The organism is Micromonospora sp. C81, from assembly GCF_018070425.1.
In the GTDB taxonomy this organism is placed as follows: domain Bacteria; phylum Actinomycetota; class Actinomycetes; order Mycobacteriales; family Micromonosporaceae; genus Micromonospora; species Micromonospora zamorensis.
Genome location: NZ_JAGPXS010000004.1, coordinates 315,131 through 331,084 on the forward strand (window position 1 = coordinate 315,131; position 15,954 = coordinate 331,084).

Here is a 15,954-nt window from a genome sequence, read left to right on the forward strand (position 1 = left end):
CTCTATGGCGGGCCGTACCTCTCAGGCGAGCCGGCGGCGCGGCGCGTCGCCGCGCGGTGGCACCAACAGTCGTGCCCGTCAACCGGCGAAGAAGACCCGGGCACCGGTCCGGCGGCGCACCGCGCCCGCCCGACCCGGCCCGGCCGTCTACGTGGGCCGGGCGGTCGGCGCACTGTGGATGGGTCTGGCACACGGGATGGGCTGGGCGGTGCGGGCCGCCGGCCGGCAGGCCGCCTCGGCCCGCGACCTCGACCCGGAGCACCGCCGCGACGGCGCCGGGCTGCTGCTGTTCGGGCTCGCCCTGCTCTCCGCCGTGGCGCTCTGGCTCTCCGGAGCGGGCCCGGTGGGCGCGCGACTGGCCGACACGATCCGGCTGTTCCTGGGCGCGATCTCGGTGGTCGTGCCGGTGCTGCTGATGATCGGGGCGTGGCGGCTGATGCGTCAGCCGGCCGACCCCGAGCACCGGGGCCGTGGGCTGATCGGCTGGGGTTCGCTGCTGGTGTCGACCGCAGCGCTGCTCCAGATCGGCCAGGACCCGGCCGACCCGCTGGAGCGTGACTTCGCGGGCGGTCTGGTCGGCGCGGGCGTCGGTGGTCTGCTGGAGCGGGCCGTCACCGCCTGGGTGGCGGTGCCGCTCCTGGTCCTGCTGCTGCTCTTCGGTCTGCTCGTGGTGACCGCGACGCCGATCAACAAGATCCCCGAGCGCCTCGGGCTGCTCGCCGGTGGGCTGGTCGCCGCACCGGACTCCTCCACGGAGGACGCCGACGAGCAGGCCGCGAAGCCGACGCGTAAGCGGCCGGCGAAGCGGATGCCTCCGCCGCTCGACCCGGACGACTTCGAGGACCTGGACGGCGCGGACCTCCAGGAAACCATGGTGCTGCCGCGCAAGTCGCCGGCGAAGGTGCCGGCGAGCCGCAAGCCGCCGGTCGAGCCGCCGGAGCACTCGCCCGCGCCGACCCGGGCCGAGCAGCTCGCGTTGACCGGGCTCTCCGGGGACTACACCCTCCCGCCGCCCAACATGCTCAGCGCCGGCGCCGCCGCGAAGACCCGCAGCAAGGCCAACGACGAGGTGATCGCCGCGCTGACCGGCGTGTTCGACCAGTTCGATGTGGACGCGGCGGTCACCGGCTTCACCCGCGGCCCGACGGTCACCCGCTACGAGGTGGAGTTGGGGCACGGCGTCAAGGTCGAACGGATCACCCAGCTGTCCCGCAACATCGCGTACGCGGTGAAGTCGCCGGACGTGCGGATCCTCAGCCCGATCCCGGGTAAGAGCGCCGTCGGCGTGGAGATCCCGAACACCGACCCGGAGAACGTCGCCCTCGGTGACGTGCTGCGCTCACGGGCGGCGACCAGCGACCACCACCCGATGGTGGTGGCCCTCGGCAAGGACATCGAGGGTGGCTACGTGGTGGCCAACCTCGCCAAGATGCCGCACATCCTCATCGCCGGCGCCACCGGCGCGGGCAAGTCGAGCTGCCTCAACACCCTGCTGGTGTCCATCCTCACCCGGGCCACCCCGGACGAGGTGCGGCTGCTGCTGATCGACCCGAAGCGGGTCGAGATGACCGGCTACGAGGGCATCCCGCACCTGGTCACCCCGATCGTCACCAACGCCAAGAAGGCGGCCGACTCGCTGGACTGGGTGGTCCGCGAGATGGACATGCGCTACGACGACCTCGCCGCCAACGGGGTTCGGCACATCGACGACTTCAACCGCAAGGTCCGCAACGGCGAGATCAAGGCCCCGCCGGGCAGCGAACGGGAGATGCGCCCGTACCCGTACCTGTTGGTGATCGTGGACGAGCTGGCCGATCTGATGATGGTCGCGCCGCGCGACGTGGAGGACTCGGTCGTCCGGATCACCCAGCTCGCCCGGGCCGCCGGCATCCACCTGGTCTTGGCGACCCAGCGCCCCTCGGTCGACGTGGTGACCGGTCTGATCAAGGCGAACGTGCCGTCCCGGCTGGCGTTCGCCACCTCCTCGCTCGCGGACTCGCGGGTCATCCTCGACCAGCCGGGCGCGGAGAAGCTGCTCGGCCGTGGCGACGGGCTGTTCCTGCCGATGGGTGCCTCCAAGCCGGTCCGGATCCAGGGCGCCTGGGTCACCGAGCGGGAGATCGCCGACGTCGTCAAGTTCTGCAAGGACCAGCGCGAGCCGGAGTTCCGCAAGGACGTGCTGGCCCCCGCACAGGAGACCAAGAAGAAGCCCGACGAGGACATCGGCGACGACCTGGACCTGCTGGTGCAGGCGGTGGAGCTGGTGGTCACCTCGCAGTTCGGCTCGACCTCGATGCTCCAGCGCAAGCTGCGGGTCGGTTTCGCCAAGGCGGGCCGTCTGATGGACCTGATGGAGACCCGTGGGGTGGTCGGGCCGTCCGAGGGGTCGAAGGCGCGCGACGTGCTGGTCAAGCCGGACGAGCTGGAGGACGTCCTGGCCGGCCTGCGCGGCGACGGGGAATGACCGGGGAATAGCGGCGAGGGCCGGTCGACGGTACGACCGGCCCCGGAACGCACGACGGGCCCGCCGAGACAAGGCGGGCCCGTGGCTGGGAAAGCGTGTCAGTTATTGATCAATGCGGCGAAGACCACCACGCCGAGGATCGCGCCGACGACGCTGGCTGCGGCGGCGTACCAGCCGAGCGGCTTGTCGCCGAGCACGGCGCCGACGATGCCCGCGATCACGCCGAGCACGCCGAAGATGATCGGGCTGAGCAGCAGGGCGAGGACCGCGAAGACGAAGCCCACGATGGTGAGGATGCGGGCGGCGTTGCTGCGGGGACGGGCGGTGCTCGGCATGTCGGCCATGTCTTCCTCCGTGTGAGAGCCTGTCGTGACGGATCGATGACTACCCACTGTGCGGACTTGTCACGCGTACTTCCTCAGTGGAAGATCTTCAGACCGATCACGCCCACGACCACCAGCAGCAGGCAGAGGATCCGGGGTAGGCTCGCCGACTCGCCGAGCGCCAGCATCCCGACCAGCGCGGTGCCGACCGCGCCGATGCCCACCCAGACCGCGTACCCGGTGCCGACCGGGATCTCCCGGAGGGCGTACGACAGCCCGGCCATGCTCAGCAGCAGGGTCACCACGAACACCACGGACGGGATCAGCCGGCTGAAGCCGGCGCTGCGGTCCAGGGCGATCGCCCAGGCCGTCTCCAACAGTCCCGAGATCACCAGCACGAGCCAAGCCATCGTCCACCTCACGAAAAGGCGCCCGGGCTGTCGCGCCGGGACGAGTCTGCACGTCACACGGGGCGTCTTGGCCTGACCGGGTACGCCCACCACTCGTCCGGGGCGGCCACGAGCATCCTCCGGCCACCGAAGCCGACGCTAGCACCGGCGCCGGGCGTCGGGCGGTGACTCCCGCCACGGCCCGTTGACCTCCACTTCACTTCAACTTGCAGTATTGCTGGCATGACTCTGCTCTACGCCGACCCCGAGGTCGCCGCCGCGCTGGACGCCGCCACCACGGTCGCCGCCATGCGGGCCGCTCTCCTGGCCGCGTACGAGGGACGGCTGATCGCTCCGCCTCGGACCGCCGCCCCGCTCGACGGCGGGCGGATGGTGCTCACCGCCGGGCACCTGGTCGGCGAGTGGTACGGCTTCCGCTCCTACGACACCTTCGGCCATGAGCAGGGCGAACAGTTGGTGGTGCTGCACGACGCCCGCACCGGGGCGGTCCGGGCGGTGGCGGTCGGCGAGGAGTTGGGCTCCCGGCGTACCGGAGGGTTGGGCGGCCTCGCGGTCGACGCGCTGGCCCGCCCGGACGCGGCCACCCTCGGTGTGATCGGCTCCGGCCGGCAGGCGTGGACGCAGGTCTGGGCCGCCGCGACCGTCCGCCCGTTGCGCGAGGTGGTGGTGCACAGCCGCTCCGCCGCCCGCCGGGACGCCTTCGCCGCCCGGGTCCGCGCCGAGCTGGGTGTGCCGGCCCGCGCGGTGACCACCCCGGGCGCAGCCGTCGCAGGGCGCGACCTGGTGGTGCTCGCCACCACCAGCCCGACCCCGGTGCTCTGCGCCGCCGACCTCAGCCCCGGCACGCACGTCAACGCCGTCGGCTTCAAGCAACTCAACCGCAGCGAATTCGGCACCGACCTGCTGGACACCGCCGACCTGCTGGTCACCGACTCACCGGCCCAGGCGGCGGACTACCAGCCGCCCATGCTCGCGGCCACACCCCCGTACGCCGAGCGGTTGCGCGACCTGGGCGGCATCCTGGCCGGCGCGGTCCCCGGCCGGACCACCGCGGACCAGGTTTCCGTCTTCTGCTCCACCGGCCTGGCCGGGACCGAGGTCTTCCTGCTCGACGCGTTGACCCGCGTCGGTGTCGCGGCGCGCTGACCGGCCGCGGGCGGGGCGGAACGACGGTGCGTGGGTCGTGCCCGCAGCCCGCGTGCGTGGGGTTCCCCGGCCGGCCCGGTACCCTCGGATGGTGTCTGCCACCGCTCCTTCTCCTTCCGACCACGCCGAGGGCCGTCGTGTCGCCCTCCTGACCCTCGGCTGTGCCCGCAACGAGGTCGACTCGGAGGAGCTGGCCGCCCGGCTGCACGCCGACGGCTGGCAGGTGAGCACCGACGGCGAGGGCGCTGACGTGGTGGTCGTCAACACGTGTGGTTTCGTGGAGAAGGCCAAGCAGGATTCCATCCAGACCCTGCTCGCCGCCGCCGGCACCGGGGCCAAGGTCGTCGCCGCCGGCTGCATGGCCGAGCGGTACGGCCGGGAGCTCGCCGACAGCCTGCCCGAGGCACAGGCGGTGTTGAGCTTCGACGACTACCCGGACATCGCCGCCCGGCTGAACGCGGTCGTTGCCGGTGAGCAGATCACCGCGCACACCCCCCGGGACCGGCGGGAGCTCCTGCCGTTGACCCCGGTGAAGCGGCGCGACAGCGGCGTGTCGCTGCCCGGGCACGGCACCGTGACCCGCACCACCACCGACACCGACGAGCACACCCCGGCACACCTGCGGCAGATCCTGCGCCGTCGATTGGACACCGGCCCGGTGGCCTCGCTGAAGCTCGCCAGCGGATGCGACCGGCGCTGCGCGTTCTGTGCCATCCCCGCCTTCCGTGGGGCGTTCGTCTCGCGTACGCCGGACGAGCTGCTCGCCGAGGCGGAGTGGCTGGCCAAGTCCGGCGTACGGGAGCTGGTGCTGGTCAGCGAGAACTCCACCTCGTACGGCAAGGACCTGGGCGACCCCCGCGCGTTGGAGAAGCTGCTGCCGCAGCTGGCCGCCGTGACCGGCATCGTCCGGGTGCGTGCGAGCTACCTCCAGCCGGCCGAGACCCGGCCCGGGCTGGTCGAGGCGATCGCCAACACCCCGGGCGTGGCCCCGTACTTCGACCTGTCGTTCCAGCACTCCAGCGAGCCGGTGCTGCGCCGGATGCGGCGTTTCGGCTCCACCGACCGGTTCCTGGAGCTGCTGGCGAGTGCCCGTGCGCTGGCGCCGGACGCGGGCGCCCGGAGCAACTTCATCGTCGGGTTCCCCGGCGAGACGCGCGCCGACGTCGACGAGCTGGTGCGGTTCCTGACCGAGGCCCGGCTCGACGCGATCGGCATGTTCGACTACAGCGACGAGGACGGCACCGAGGCCGCCGGCCTGCCCGGCAAGGTCTCCGCCGCCACGATCAAGCGACGGTACGACCGGCTCAGCGCGCTCGCCGACGAGCTCTGCTCGCAGCGGGCCGAGGACCGCCTCGGCTCGTCGGTCGAGGTGCTTGTCGACACGATCGAGGACGGCGTGGTGGAGGGCCGGGCGGCGCACCAGGCGCCGGAGGTGGACGGCTCCACCACCCTGGTCGCCCCGGCCGAGGGTGGGGTCGACCTCTCTGCGCTGCGCCCGGGTGACCTGGTGCGCGCAACGGTGACCGGCACTGAAGGGGTGGACCTGCTCGCCGTGCCGGATGAGATGATCTCGGCGGCGCCCGGCGCGGCACGGTGACGGCGGGCCCGAGCGGAGCGGGGGAGCCACGTGGTGCGGTACCGGGAACGCCACGGCGACCCGAGCGGGGTGCGGCGGTGACCGGGGCGACGGAGTCGACGCCCGGCCGGGCGGTGGTGGCGGTGGTGCCCGTCCTCAACGCGGCCAACGCGCTGACCGCCCTGCGGCTGGTGCTGGTGCCGGTCTTCGCCGCCTCGGTGGTGGTGTCCGGGATGACCCACTCCGGCTGGCGGATGGCGGCGTGCCTGATCTTCGCGGTGGCCTCGGCGACCGACCTGGTGGACGGCTGGATCGCCCGCCGGTTCGGGCTGGTCACCTCGGTCGGCAAGGTGGCCGACCCGATCGCCGACAAGGCGCTCACCGGCGCGGCCCTGGTGCTGCTCTCCTGGTACGACCTTCTGCCCTGGTGGGTGACCGCGCTGATCCTCGTCCGCGAGCTGGGCATCACCGGCCTGCGGTTCTGGGTGATCCGGCACGGTGTGATCGCTGCCAGCCGAGGCGGCAAGGTCAAGACGGCGCTCCAGATCCTGGCCATCGCCTGGTACCTCTGGCCGATGCCGGCCGCCCTGGCCGCCGTCGGCCCGTGGATCATGGCCGCCGCCGTGCTGGTCACGGTAGCCACCGGCTTCGACTACATAGCCCAGGCCCTACGCCTCCGCCGCCCCCGCTGAAAAACCAACCCCCACCCCTCTGTTGATCATGAAGTTGTTGCCATCCGCAGCGGCGTGTCGTGGCGATAACTTCATGATCGACGCGATCGGGTCGGCAGGGTTGGGGGCCGTTGGGTGGGGAAGGACGAATTCATGCAGCGCGAGGCTAGTGGTGGTGTCGAGCGGCCGTCGGATGGTGCGGCGTCGGACGAGGCCGTGATGGGCAGCGCGGCGGCAGGTGTGGTGCACCGGTTGGTGCAGCGGCACGAGACCCTCGCGACTGTCGAATCGCTCACCGGCGGGTCGCTGGCCGCGTCGATCGTCGACATCGCCGGGGTCAGCGGGATCTACCGGGGTGGCCTCGTGGTCTACGCCACCGAGTTGAAGGGCACCCTGGCGGGCGTCCCCACCGACCTGCTGTCCGAGCGGGGCCCGGTGGACCCGGACGTGGCGGCGGCCCTCGCCGAGGGCGGTCGCCAGCGCTGCGGCGCGGACTGGGGGGTGGCGACCACCGGCGTCGCCGGCCCCGAACCGCAGGACGACAAGCCCGTCGGCCTGGTCTACGTCGCGGTCGCCGGTCCCAACGGTGGGGAGGTCCGCCAGCTCGACCTGGACGGCGGGCGGGACCACGTCCGCGCGGTCGCGGTGATCGAGGCTCTGCGGCTACTCGCCGAGCGGATCCACGACGCCGACGTGAAGGACCCCGACCTCGACCCCGACGCCCAGGGCTCCGACCCCGACGCCCAGGTCCCCGAACCCGCAACCGACCACCCCTAGGCCCCAGAAGTCGACGGGCCGGAAGATCCAGCCGAGACCGCCGGGGGCACCCGGGACAGGGCCGGAACGGCCGACGCCGCGCGCCGGTGAGCCCGCGCCGGCGAACCGACGGGCGGGGCGGGATGTCGGCCGGGCCCGCAACGGGTACGGTTGCGGGAAGGCTCCGACGTTCGGGGTCGGCGCGGTCCGCCGCGACCGGCTGCCCAACGGCGGGCGCGAGGTATCCCTCAGGGGGAGGTGCGATGATCCTGCTACGCCGGGTGATCGGTGACGCACTGCGGGCGCGCCGGCAAGGCCAGCAGCGCACGCTGCGTGAGGTCTCCACCGCCGCCAACGTCAGCCTCGGTTACCTCTCCGAGATCGAGCGGGGGCACAAGGAGCCGTCCAGCGAGCTGCTCGCCGCGATCTGCGACGCCCTCGGCGCGCGCCTGTCCGAGCTGCTGCGTGAGGTGAGCGACACCGTGGCGCTCGCCGAGCAGATGCCCGGGGTGCTCGTCTCGATGCAGGAGGAGCAGGCCGATTCCTCGGCCGCGTCCAAGAGCACCAACCGGGGTGTGCGTCAGGTCACCTCCGATGGCAAGGTCGCCGTGTCGGTCCGTCAGGATTCGCCGCTCAAGGCCACGCTGCGCAGTGCCCGCGTCCGCCCGAACGAGCGCGATCGGGACGTGGTCTGCGCGGCCTGAGCCCGTCCTTCCGGTTGACCATGGGCGGGCTGGCCCCGGCCGCGTAGGGTGGCCCGCAGGAGCTGCCGGTGCCGTCGACCGCCCCGTACGGATGCCTCGTTGGCGTTCGGCTGGGACGATGGAGACCGGCCGGTCGTGGTCGGTCGGTCCATCCGGCCCGGCTGTGGTGGAGCGACGCTACTGAGGGGATACCGCGGAGATGGCGAACCCGTTCGTCAAGGGTTGGAACTACCTGATGGCGCTCTTCGGTGCGAAGATCGACGAGCACGCCGATCCCAAGGTGCAGATCCAGCAGGCCATCGAGGATGCCCAGCGGCAGCACCAGGCGCTGGTCCAGCAGGCCGCCGCCGTGATCGGCAACCAGCGTCAGCTGGAGATGAAGCTGTCCCGGCAGATGTCTGAGGTCGAGCGGTTGCAGGGCAACGCCCGACAGGCCCTGGTGCTGTCCGACCAGGCCCGGGCCAAGGGTGACGAGGCCGAGGCCGTGCGGTTCGAGCAGTCGGCGCAGACCCTGGCCACCCAGTTGGTCTCCTCCGAGCAGGCCACCGAAGACCTCAAGACCCTGCACGACCAGGCGTTGGGTGCCGCAGCCCAGGCCCGCCGTGCGGTCGAGAACAACTCGATGATCCTCCAGCAGAAGCTCGCCGAGCGCACCAAGCTGCTCAGCCAGCTGGAGCAGGCCAAGATGCAGGAGACGGTGGCCCGCTCGCTGGAGTCGATGTCGTCGTTGACCGCGCCCACCAACACCCCGTCCCTGGACGAGGTGCGCGACCGCATCGAGCGGCGCTACGCCAACGCGATGGGCCGCGCCGAGCTGGCCGGCAACTCCGTCGAGGGCCGGATGTTGGAGATCCAGAAGTCAACCATCGACTCGGCCGGCTCCGCCCGGCTGGAGCAGATCCGATCCAGCATGGCGGGGGAGCAGCTCGGCGGCGCGTCGCAGCGACCGGCCGTGCCTCAGGGCGAGAAGGCCGGCCCGGCCACCGACCCGACGGCCGCCGCCCGGCTGGACGAGCTGCGCGCCAGCATGGCTCGCGAGCGCGGCACCGGCGACCCGACCGCCGCCGGCTGAACGACCGGACCGAGGGGGTCAGGGTGGCAGCAGACGAGCGGACTCGATACTTCCGGAGGCTGGACCGGCTTCGCCGCTCCGCCCGGCGGTGGAGCGTGCTGGCCGGTGGGCTCGGCGGCGCGGCGGCGGTGCTGACCCCGTACGCCGGCCTTGGTCTGCCCGACGCGGCCTGGGCCGGCGCCGCGGGCAGCGCGGTGGCGCTCGCCGCCTGGCGGTGGATCGACGCGCGCGCCCTGGCCGCCCAGCCAGCGCCTCCCGCACTCGACCCGGCCGAGGCCGCGGCCCGGTCGCGGGCCCGGTTGATCGCCGCCGTCGAGCGGCTGCCGGTCGGCCCGGGCGTGCTGGCCGAGGTTCGCCGGGTCCGCTCCCGGATCGCCCTGCGCGGCACCAGCGCGGGCGAGCAGTGGGCCCGACTGGATCGGGCGGCACTCACCCTGGCCGGGATGGCCCCCCGACTCACCGGGCTGGCCGGGCCGGCCGTGCAGGAGGCCGCCACCGCCGATGCTTCGCTGCGCGACCTGGCCGCACGGGTGGCCAGCGTCGAACGTGCGCTGCGGCTGGCCCCGGCCGACGCCCGGGCGCCGCTGGCCGAGGCGCACGCCGTGCTGACCGGCCAACTGGAGAGCGGGGTCGCGGCCTACGAGCGACTGGTGGTCGCTGCCGCCGGCTACCTGGCCGAGGACGCCCGACCGGAGGCCGCCCACCCGGCCGCCGACCGGCTCACCGAGGCGACCGACCTGCTGCACGGCGTCGCCGGCGCCCTGGCCGAGCTGCGCGCCGTCGGCACGCCGCTGCGCGCACCGACCCGCTGAGGGCAGCGCCGACGGCCGGCCCGTCGGGCCGGTCACTGTGGTGTCGTGACCAGCACCAGGCCGGTGTACGGCGAATTGCCCACGACGTTGAACGACCGGATCCGGTAGTGGTAGGTCACGCCCCGGGCCAGCCCCGTGTTGGTGAAGCCTCGACCGGTCACGGTGAAGGTGGCGACCTCCCGGTCGAATGCCGGGTCCAGTGCCCGTTGCACGATGAACCCGGACCCGGGGCCGGTGGGTGTGCTCGCCGCCCAGGCCAGGATCACCGTCGCCGTGTCCGGCCCGGGAGCGCTGGCCGTGGCGCTCACCCCGCTGGGGGTGCCGGGTGCGGGTGGGCAGCTCACCGTGGCGACTGTCGACCAGGCCGAGGCGGCGCCCAGGTAGGTGGTCCGAACCCGGTAGTAGTACGTGGTGTCCGGTGCGACAGTGACGTCCAGGTGGTTGTCGCTGACCCCGATCGCCGTGGTGCCCGGGCCGCTGGTGAACGTCGGGTTGGTCGCCCGCTGCACGTCGATGCCGGTGGCGAAGGACCGGTTCGACCAGCGCAGCGCCACCCGCAACGGCGCGGCTGGCGGCAGCGCCGCGACCAGGCCGCTCGGTGCCGCCAGGTGCACCGAGGCGGGCACCCCGTTTGACCAGGACGAGTAGCTGACGGCGTTCTCCGCCCGGATCCGGTAGTGGTACGTCACCCCGGGGGTGACTGTCGCGTCCGTGTACCGGGTGGCGGCGGCCGCGACGGTGATCGTGGTGACCTCGCCGCCGAAGGTCGCGTCGGTGGCCCGTTGCAGCAGGTGGCTGGTGGCAGGTGGTCGCCCGCCGTTGCTGGTCCAGGCCAGGGCGATCGCGGGTAGCGCGGTGGCCGAGCCGGGCGCCGGTGTGGCGGTCAGCCCGGTCGGTGCCTTCGGCGCCACCCGCAGCACCAGCGGCCGGGTCATCCCGCCGTCGCGGTGGCCGGCGAGGTGGCTGTGCCAGCGGTACTCCCAGCCCAGGTTGACCAGTTGGTTGACCACCGTGGCGGGCCGCCCGTCCGCGGGGCTGACCGGCGTCGACCCGGTGCGCGCCCCGGCCGGGAGGCCCGGGTCGAGCAGCCGGACGCTGTCGCCCAGCTTGAACGGCAGCACCGGGGCGACCGGGCGCAACGCCACCACGACGTCCTCCCGCGGGTTGACCCGGACGACGTCCTTCCAGCCCAGCTCCGTGCCGTGCGGCGGCCGCAGCGTGCCGTCCCAGCCGACCCGGTTGACCACCTGCACGTCGCAGCCGCCGAAGTGCAGCGGCTCGGTCTGCCGGACGTTGCCACTGATCCGCCAGAGTTGGGTGCCATCGGTCGGGGTGCCCACCGGTACGGCGGGATCGGTGGCGAAGAGCACCTCGGTCACCGGATCGGTCGGGCCCAGCGGCAACGTCGTCGGGTTGAGCGGCCCGGCGTGCGGGTGCCCGACGCCGAGCCGGCCGGCCCACCGGCCGTGATCCGGCTCGAAGACCTGCTGGGCGGCCTTGACCGCGATCGGCAGGGTCACCGGGCCGGCACCGCCCGCCGGAGTGAACGTCACAGTGGTGGCGTGCACCGGCACCGCCGTCTCCGACGTTGTGCGGGTGCCGAACGCCGGGTCGTACGCCGGCTGCGGCACGATCGGCGGGCGTTGGCTGGCCGCGTACGCCAGGGGCAGCCTCTCCCGTAGGCGGGCCAGGTCGTACGGCGGCGCGGGTGTCCCGGTCACCCGGAACTGGAGCAGGGTGCGGGTGTTCGGGCCGTACCCCGGCTCGGTAGGCGGCGGGCCACCCTCGGCGGTCCGGTCCGCTGCGTCGGTGTGCTGGTCGTAGCGGGGGTCGTAGCCCGGCAGCGGAGCGGGGGCGTCGTTGTACAGGATCAGCGTGCTGCCCGGTGGCACGGCGGAGAAGTCGACCAGCACGTCGGCCCGCTCACCCGGGGCGAGCAGCAGGGTGTGCCCGTCGACGTTCAGCACTGTCGGGTCGAGCCGGTCGTACCGGTAGCCGATCGGCCGGTTCGGCAGCACCACCGGGGCGGGCAGCAACCCGGCCTCGTTGCCGATCTGGATGAACTCGGGCCCGGCCGTGCGCGGGTCCGGCACGCCGCCGTCGCGTCCGTCGGTCGGCCACCCGGCCGGTCGGTCCGCGGCCCGCACGGCGGGCACCATCGGCACCTCGCCGGCGTCGGCGTCGGCGAGCGCGCCGTCGGCCGTCCACATCGCCGCGTCGGAGCAGGCGCGGTAGAGCTGGAGGTTGAGGCTGCGGTCCAGGCAGGCGTTGAGGATCCGGAACCGGTACGCGCGCGGCCGAACCTCCAGGTACGGGTAGGCGACGCCGTTGACGAGCGGGGTGTCGCCGTACGCCTCGGGGACCGCCGACGGGTGCGGCAGCCCAGGGCTCAGCGGCGGTTCGTCCGGCGCGTCCACCGGGTCGTGGTGCGGGTTCGGGGCCCACCCGTCGGTGCGGGTGCCGCCCGGGGTGGGGTTGCGCGACCAGGGGCCGTAGTCCCACCGACCGGTGGGGTTGCGTCCGCCGGACCGGTACGGGTTCTGCCGCGGCTGGTACACGTGGGGATGCCAGAGGCTTCCCCGGGCACCCCAGCGTTCCCGGTCCCAGGTCGGGTCCTCGGCGGCGAGTTGGGTGTCGTCCGGCACGAACGTCTTGTCCTCGATCACCAGCGGCAGTTGGTCGGCCGGCAGCACGTCGTCGGCGACGAGCTGGTCCTCGGCCGGGTCGGTGAGCAGGTAGAGCGCGAGCTGACCCCCGTAGACGGTGAGGCGGGCCAGGCCGAGGGTGTTGTCGTGCAACCACAGCAGTCGGCCGCTCTGCTCGTTCGGGTAGTAGAGGGTGGTGGCCCCGGCACCCGGCGCCGGCATGTCCGGCACGGGCGTCACGCCCATCCCGGTCGGGTACGGGGTGATCTCCCCGGCCGGAGTGATCCACTCCCCCGGGTTGCCCGCGCTGGTCCAGCCGGTCTGCACCCCGGCCAGGTGCAGCACCGCCCGGTTCTGCGGGTACGGGGCCGGCCCGTCCAGCGGGCCGGGACCGGCACCCTCGATCGTGTCGTCCACGGGCAGGAACAACTCGCCGGCCCGGCCGGTGGGGAGCTGGTTGATGAACTTCACCCGGACCGGTCGACCCCGGCGGGCGAGGATCATCGGGCCGAGGTGCCAGGGCCGTTCGGGGGGTGCCACCGTGTTGTGGCCCGTCTCGTCGGTGCCCAGGTTGAGCTGCCGGTAGCCGCGCAGCCGGGTGGCCGGCAGGTCCCGGTGCAGCCGCTGCGCGTACTCCTGGAGGCCGATCTCGTAGTAGTCGCATCCCGGGTAGCTGATGGTGTCCGGGGCTGCCACCGGCAGGTGGCTGCCGAGGTCGGTGCGGCTCTGCTGGCCCGGAACGGGCAGCGGGTCGACGAACTTGCGCAGCCCGGTGCCCGGCACCACCCGCCCTGCGGGGTCACGCGCCGGGCGAGGACTGTGGGCGAAGTTCGGCACGGGACCGAAGCTGCGCGGCACCACGGCCGGGTCCAGACTCGGTGCCGGCGTGGTCTCCTCGGCGGTACGCGCGGCCGGCACGGACGCCGTCCGGCCGTTGGTCTGGCGGGTGGTCCGCTCGAAGAAGGTGGAGCGGAGCCTGCGGAACATCGCCATGACTCTCCCCGGGGTCGGGGCGCGACGTCCGCCACCCCGGCGTGGCGGACCTCGGCACTGTGCTGACGGTCGGTGAGGGTTCAACCGCAGCATGCGACTTCGGCGGCCGGATAGGAATTACCCAATCGTCCGTTTCTGGCGTGGCGTTGGTGAATGGCCGGCCTGGTCAGCCGGTTTCAGGCCGGTCCGGGTGCTCGGGTTGGCAGACCGGACACCAGTAGGTGACCCGTTCGCCCAGCTCCTCCTTGCGGATCGCGGTGCCGCAGCGGCGGCACGGCTGGGCGCGGCGGCCGTACACGTAGCTGGTCTGCCCCCGGTGCAGGGAGCCGGTGCTGCTCTGCGTCCACCGTCCCCGGTTGGCCGCGAGCAACCGTTGCGCGAGGGCCACCATGCCGGGCAGGTCCGGCACCGCGCCGACCGGCGTCCACGGCGACACACCCCGCAGGAACAGCACCTCGCACTTGTAGAGATTGCCCACTCCGGCCAGGTTGCGCTGGTCGAGCAGCGCCTCACCGATGGTCTGCTCCGGGTGGTCGGCGAGCCGGCGGACCGCCTCGGCCGGGTCCCAGTCCGGCCCGAGCAGATCGGGGCCGAGGTGGCCGACCAGTCGGTCCTCCTCGGCGGTCGGCAGCAGGGTCATCTCGTGCAGGTGGTAGCCGACCGCGACAGCGCCGGGGCTGTGCAGCACCACCCGGATCAGGTGCGCGGGCCGTCCGCCCCACCGTTCCCCCGGGGCGTACGCCCGCCAGGCGCCGTCCATCCGCAGGTGCGAGTGCAGGGTCCAGAGGGCGTCGGGCGCGGGTCGCCCTGCGGGACTCCTGTCGGGGGCGCTGAGGCGCAGCAGCAGGTGCTTGCCCCGGCTGGCCGACTCGCGCACGGTCCAGCCGCTGAGATCGGTGGTCGCCAGTTGCGGCACCCGGAAGTCACTTTTGGTGATCCGCGCGCCGGCCAACGCGCGGTGCAGCACGCGCGCGGTGTTCCAGACGGTGTCGCCTTCGGGCACCCTGCCATCCTCCCTCTTTTGAGCAATATTCGCATGTGTCGCTATTTGTACACAGCTTCCTCATGATCTCCCGACATGCGAAGGTCAGGGGGTTCTGAGGAGAATGCCCATGACGCGACCTCGTTGTCGTATTCCATCCGTCGCCCTCGTCGCCACTCTCTCCCTGTTGCTCGCCGCCGCGTTCCTGCCCGCCACCAGCGCAGACCGGGCCACACCCGTCGCCGGCAGTCCGATCATCCTCACCGCCGGGGCGCCCGGTGGCGAACGGTGGGACGTCGATGTCTCGGTCGTCGACCGCGACGACGTCAACGTCCGCCGCACCTCTGCCGGGCTGCGACTGCGGGAGGCCAGGGCCACCGGCCACCGCGCCCGAAGCCCACACAGCGCAGTCGCCGAAGGCATGCTGCTGACCACGCCCCGCACCCTGGCCCGACCGGCCACCCGGGTCCGCGCCGAGATCAGCGCCTCGGTCCCCGGTGGGGCGACAGTGGAGGCGCAGGTCCGCGGCTGGCGGACCGCCGGCTGGACGGAGTGGCAGGCCGCCACCGGCGGTGCGGTCTTCGACCGGCCGGTCACCCGGGTGCAGACCCGGGTGGTGCTGACCGCGCCCAACGGCGGGGCCACCGCGACCGTGAGCGGCGTGCGGCTCACCGCCGACGCGACAGCCGCCGTCTCCGCCGCCACGCCCGGCCGCACCTACCGGGTGTACGCCACCCGTATCGGGTTGGTCGGCGAGGTGACCGCCAACGGCCGTACCGTGCAACCCCGGGACCACTTCGTGGCACTCCCGTCGCGGCGCGGTCTCTCCCCACTCAACACCGGCGACTACACAGTGCGGGTCTGCACGACCAGCGGCGCCCGCTGCGAGTACGCCCCGGTCTGGGACGTCGGTCCGTGGAACACCCGCGACGACTACTGGAACCCCTCGTCGGTGCGGGAGAACTGGAAGAACCTGCCGCAGGGCCGGCCCGAGGCGCAGGCCGCGTACCAGTCCGGCTACAACGGCGGGCGGGACCAGTTCGGGCGTACGGTGCTCAACCCGGCTGGCATCGACCTGGCCGACGGCACCTTCTGGGACGGCCTGCGGTTGACCACGAACGCCTGGGTGGACGTCGCCTACCTGTGGACCGGCGGCGGGCCGCGTGGCGTGGTCGGTGACGGCCCGCTCAACATCCGCTCCGGGGCCAGCACGTCGTACGCGACCCGTGGTCTCGCCGCCCGGCTGGCCCACGTGCCGATCCAGTGCTACGTCACCGGTCAGTCGGTGGCCGGCCCGTACCGCACCACCACCCGCTGGAACCGCCTGACCACCGGCCAGTACGTCAGCCACGCCTACATTTCGAGCGTGTACGGCGGCAGCGTGCCGGTCTGCTGACCCG

Annotated in this window: 13 protein-coding genes and 1 riboswitch; of the genes, 9 read left to right on the forward strand and 4 right to left on the reverse strand. The window is 73.1% G+C overall.

Going from position 1 to position 15,954, the window contains the following annotated elements; all coding sequences use genetic code 11:
* Nucleotides 1-4: 4 nt before the first annotated feature.
* The gene (locus KBX46_RS10230) at nucleotides 5-2,464 is read left to right on the forward strand and encodes a DNA translocase FtsK (protein ID WP_088946727.1); all 2,460 of its coding nucleotides are present in this window, start codon (nucleotides 5-7) and stop codon (nucleotides 2,462-2,464) included.
* A 98-nt stretch (nucleotides 2,465-2,562) separates the two neighbouring features.
* Here the strand turns inward: KBX46_RS10230 and KBX46_RS10235 are convergent, their stop codons facing one another.
* The gene (locus KBX46_RS10235) at nucleotides 2,563-2,808 is read right to left on the reverse strand and encodes a hypothetical protein (RefSeq protein WP_210792214.1); all 246 of its coding nucleotides are present in this window, start codon (nucleotides 2,806-2,808) and stop codon (nucleotides 2,563-2,565) included.
* A 74-nt stretch (nucleotides 2,809-2,882) separates the two neighbouring features.
* Nucleotides 2,883-3,197, reverse strand: coding sequence for a multidrug efflux SMR transporter (locus tag KBX46_RS10240; RefSeq protein WP_179782620.1), 315 nt, complete (start codon nucleotides 3,195-3,197; stop codon nucleotides 2,883-2,885).
* A 56-nt stretch (nucleotides 3,198-3,253) separates the two neighbouring features.
* Nucleotides 3,254-3,327, reverse strand: a riboswitch (guanidine-III (ykkC-III) riboswitch).
* Between the two features lie 92 nt (nucleotides 3,328-3,419).
* On the opposite strand from KBX46_RS10240, the gene KBX46_RS10245 reads away from it, so the two are divergent.
* The 7 genes from KBX46_RS10245 to KBX46_RS10275 all read left to right on the forward strand — a co-directional run bounded on the left by KBX46_RS10245 (nucleotide 3,420) and on the right by KBX46_RS10275 (nucleotide 9,934).
* Nucleotides 3,420-4,343: an ornithine cyclodeaminase family protein gene (locus KBX46_RS10245; RefSeq protein ID WP_210792216.1), complete on the forward strand. Its 924-nt coding sequence runs from the start codon at nucleotides 3,420-3,422 to the stop codon at nucleotides 4,341-4,343.
* 88 nt (nucleotides 4,344-4,431) lie between these two features.
* Nucleotides 4,432-5,940 carry a 30S ribosomal protein S12 methylthiotransferase RimO gene (gene rimO / locus KBX46_RS10250; protein WP_210792222.1) on the forward strand — a complete coding sequence of 503 codons (1,509 nt, stop codon included), beginning with the start codon at nucleotides 4,432-4,434 and terminating at the stop codon, nucleotides 5,938-5,940.
* 77 nt (nucleotides 5,941-6,017) lie between these two features.
* Complete coding sequence (pgsA, locus tag KBX46_RS10255) at nucleotides 6,018-6,611, forward strand: CDP-diacylglycerol--glycerol-3-phosphate 3-phosphatidyltransferase (protein WP_210792224.1); 594 nt, start codon at nucleotides 6,018-6,020, stop codon at nucleotides 6,609-6,611.
* Between the two features lie 198 nt (nucleotides 6,612-6,809).
* Nucleotides 6,810-7,367 carry a CinA family protein gene (locus tag KBX46_RS10260; protein ID WP_210792388.1) on the forward strand — a complete coding sequence of 186 codons (558 nt, stop codon included), beginning with the start codon at nucleotides 6,810-6,812 and terminating at the stop codon, nucleotides 7,365-7,367.
* A 242-nt stretch (nucleotides 7,368-7,609) separates the two neighbouring features.
* A complete protein-coding gene (locus KBX46_RS10265; RefSeq protein ID WP_088946732.1) occupies nucleotides 7,610-8,050 on the forward strand; it encodes a helix-turn-helix domain-containing protein in 441 nt (146 codons plus the stop codon).
* A gap of 199 nt (nucleotides 8,051-8,249) precedes the next feature.
* Nucleotides 8,250-9,122: a PspA/IM30 family protein gene (locus KBX46_RS10270; protein ID WP_088946733.1), complete on the forward strand. Its 873-nt coding sequence runs from the start codon at nucleotides 8,250-8,252 to the stop codon at nucleotides 9,120-9,122.
* Nucleotides 9,123-9,145: 23 nt separating this feature from the next.
* Nucleotides 9,146-9,934 (forward strand): hypothetical protein, encoded by a 789-nt coding sequence (locus KBX46_RS10275; protein ID WP_088946734.1) that lies wholly within the window; start codon nucleotides 9,146-9,148, stop codon nucleotides 9,932-9,934.
* A gap of 32 nt (nucleotides 9,935-9,966) precedes the next feature.
* Here the strand turns inward: KBX46_RS10275 and KBX46_RS10280 are convergent, their stop codons facing one another.
* The gene (locus tag KBX46_RS10280) at nucleotides 9,967-13,572 is read right to left on the reverse strand and encodes a hypothetical protein (protein ID WP_210792226.1); all 3,606 of its coding nucleotides are present in this window, start codon (nucleotides 13,570-13,572) and stop codon (nucleotides 9,967-9,969) included.
* 166 nt (nucleotides 13,573-13,738) lie between these two features.
* A complete protein-coding gene (locus KBX46_RS10285; protein ID WP_210792227.1) occupies nucleotides 13,739-14,575 on the reverse strand; it encodes a DNA-formamidopyrimidine glycosylase family protein in 837 nt (278 codons plus the stop codon).
* Nucleotides 14,576-14,684: 109 nt separating this feature from the next.
* Between KBX46_RS10285 and KBX46_RS10290 the strand changes: the two genes are divergently transcribed.
* Nucleotides 14,685-15,950, forward strand: coding sequence for a hypothetical protein (locus KBX46_RS10290; protein ID WP_210792229.1), 1,266 nt, complete (start codon nucleotides 14,685-14,687; stop codon nucleotides 15,948-15,950).
* Nucleotides 15,951-15,954 lie beyond the last annotated feature (4 nt).

Coding starts and splice junctions, on each gene's coding strand:
- KBX46_RS10245 (WP_210792216.1), top strand. CDS start 3,420: ATGACTCTGCTCTACGCCGACCCCGAGGTCGCCGCCGCGCTGGACGCC.
- KBX46_RS10230 (WP_088946727.1), top strand. CDS start 5: ATGGCGGGCCGTACCTCTCAGGCGAGCCGGCGGCGCGGCGCGTCGCCG.
- KBX46_RS10265 (WP_088946732.1), top strand. CDS start 7,610: ATGATCCTGCTACGCCGGGTGATCGGTGACGCACTGCGGGCGCGCCGG.
- KBX46_RS10290 (WP_210792229.1), top strand. CDS start 14,685: ATGACGCGACCTCGTTGTCGTATTCCATCCGTCGCCCTCGTCGCCACT.
- KBX46_RS10235 (WP_210792214.1), bottom strand. CDS start 2,808: ATGGCCGACATGCCGAGCACCGCCCGTCCCCGCAGCAACGCCGCCCGC.
- KBX46_RS10260 (WP_210792388.1), top strand. CDS start 6,810: ATGGGCAGCGCGGCGGCAGGTGTGGTGCACCGGTTGGTGCAGCGGCAC.
- KBX46_RS10270 (WP_088946733.1), top strand. CDS start 8,250: ATGGCGAACCCGTTCGTCAAGGGTTGGAACTACCTGATGGCGCTCTTC.
- KBX46_RS10240 (WP_179782620.1), bottom strand. CDS start 3,197: ATGGCTTGGCTCGTGCTGGTGATCTCGGGACTGTTGGAGACGGCCTGG.
- rimO (WP_210792222.1), top strand. CDS start 4,432: ATGGTGTCTGCCACCGCTCCTTCTCCTTCCGACCACGCCGAGGGCCGT.
- KBX46_RS10280 (WP_210792226.1), bottom strand. CDS start 13,572: ATGGCGATGTTCCGCAGGCTCCGCTCCACCTTCTTCGAGCGGACCACC.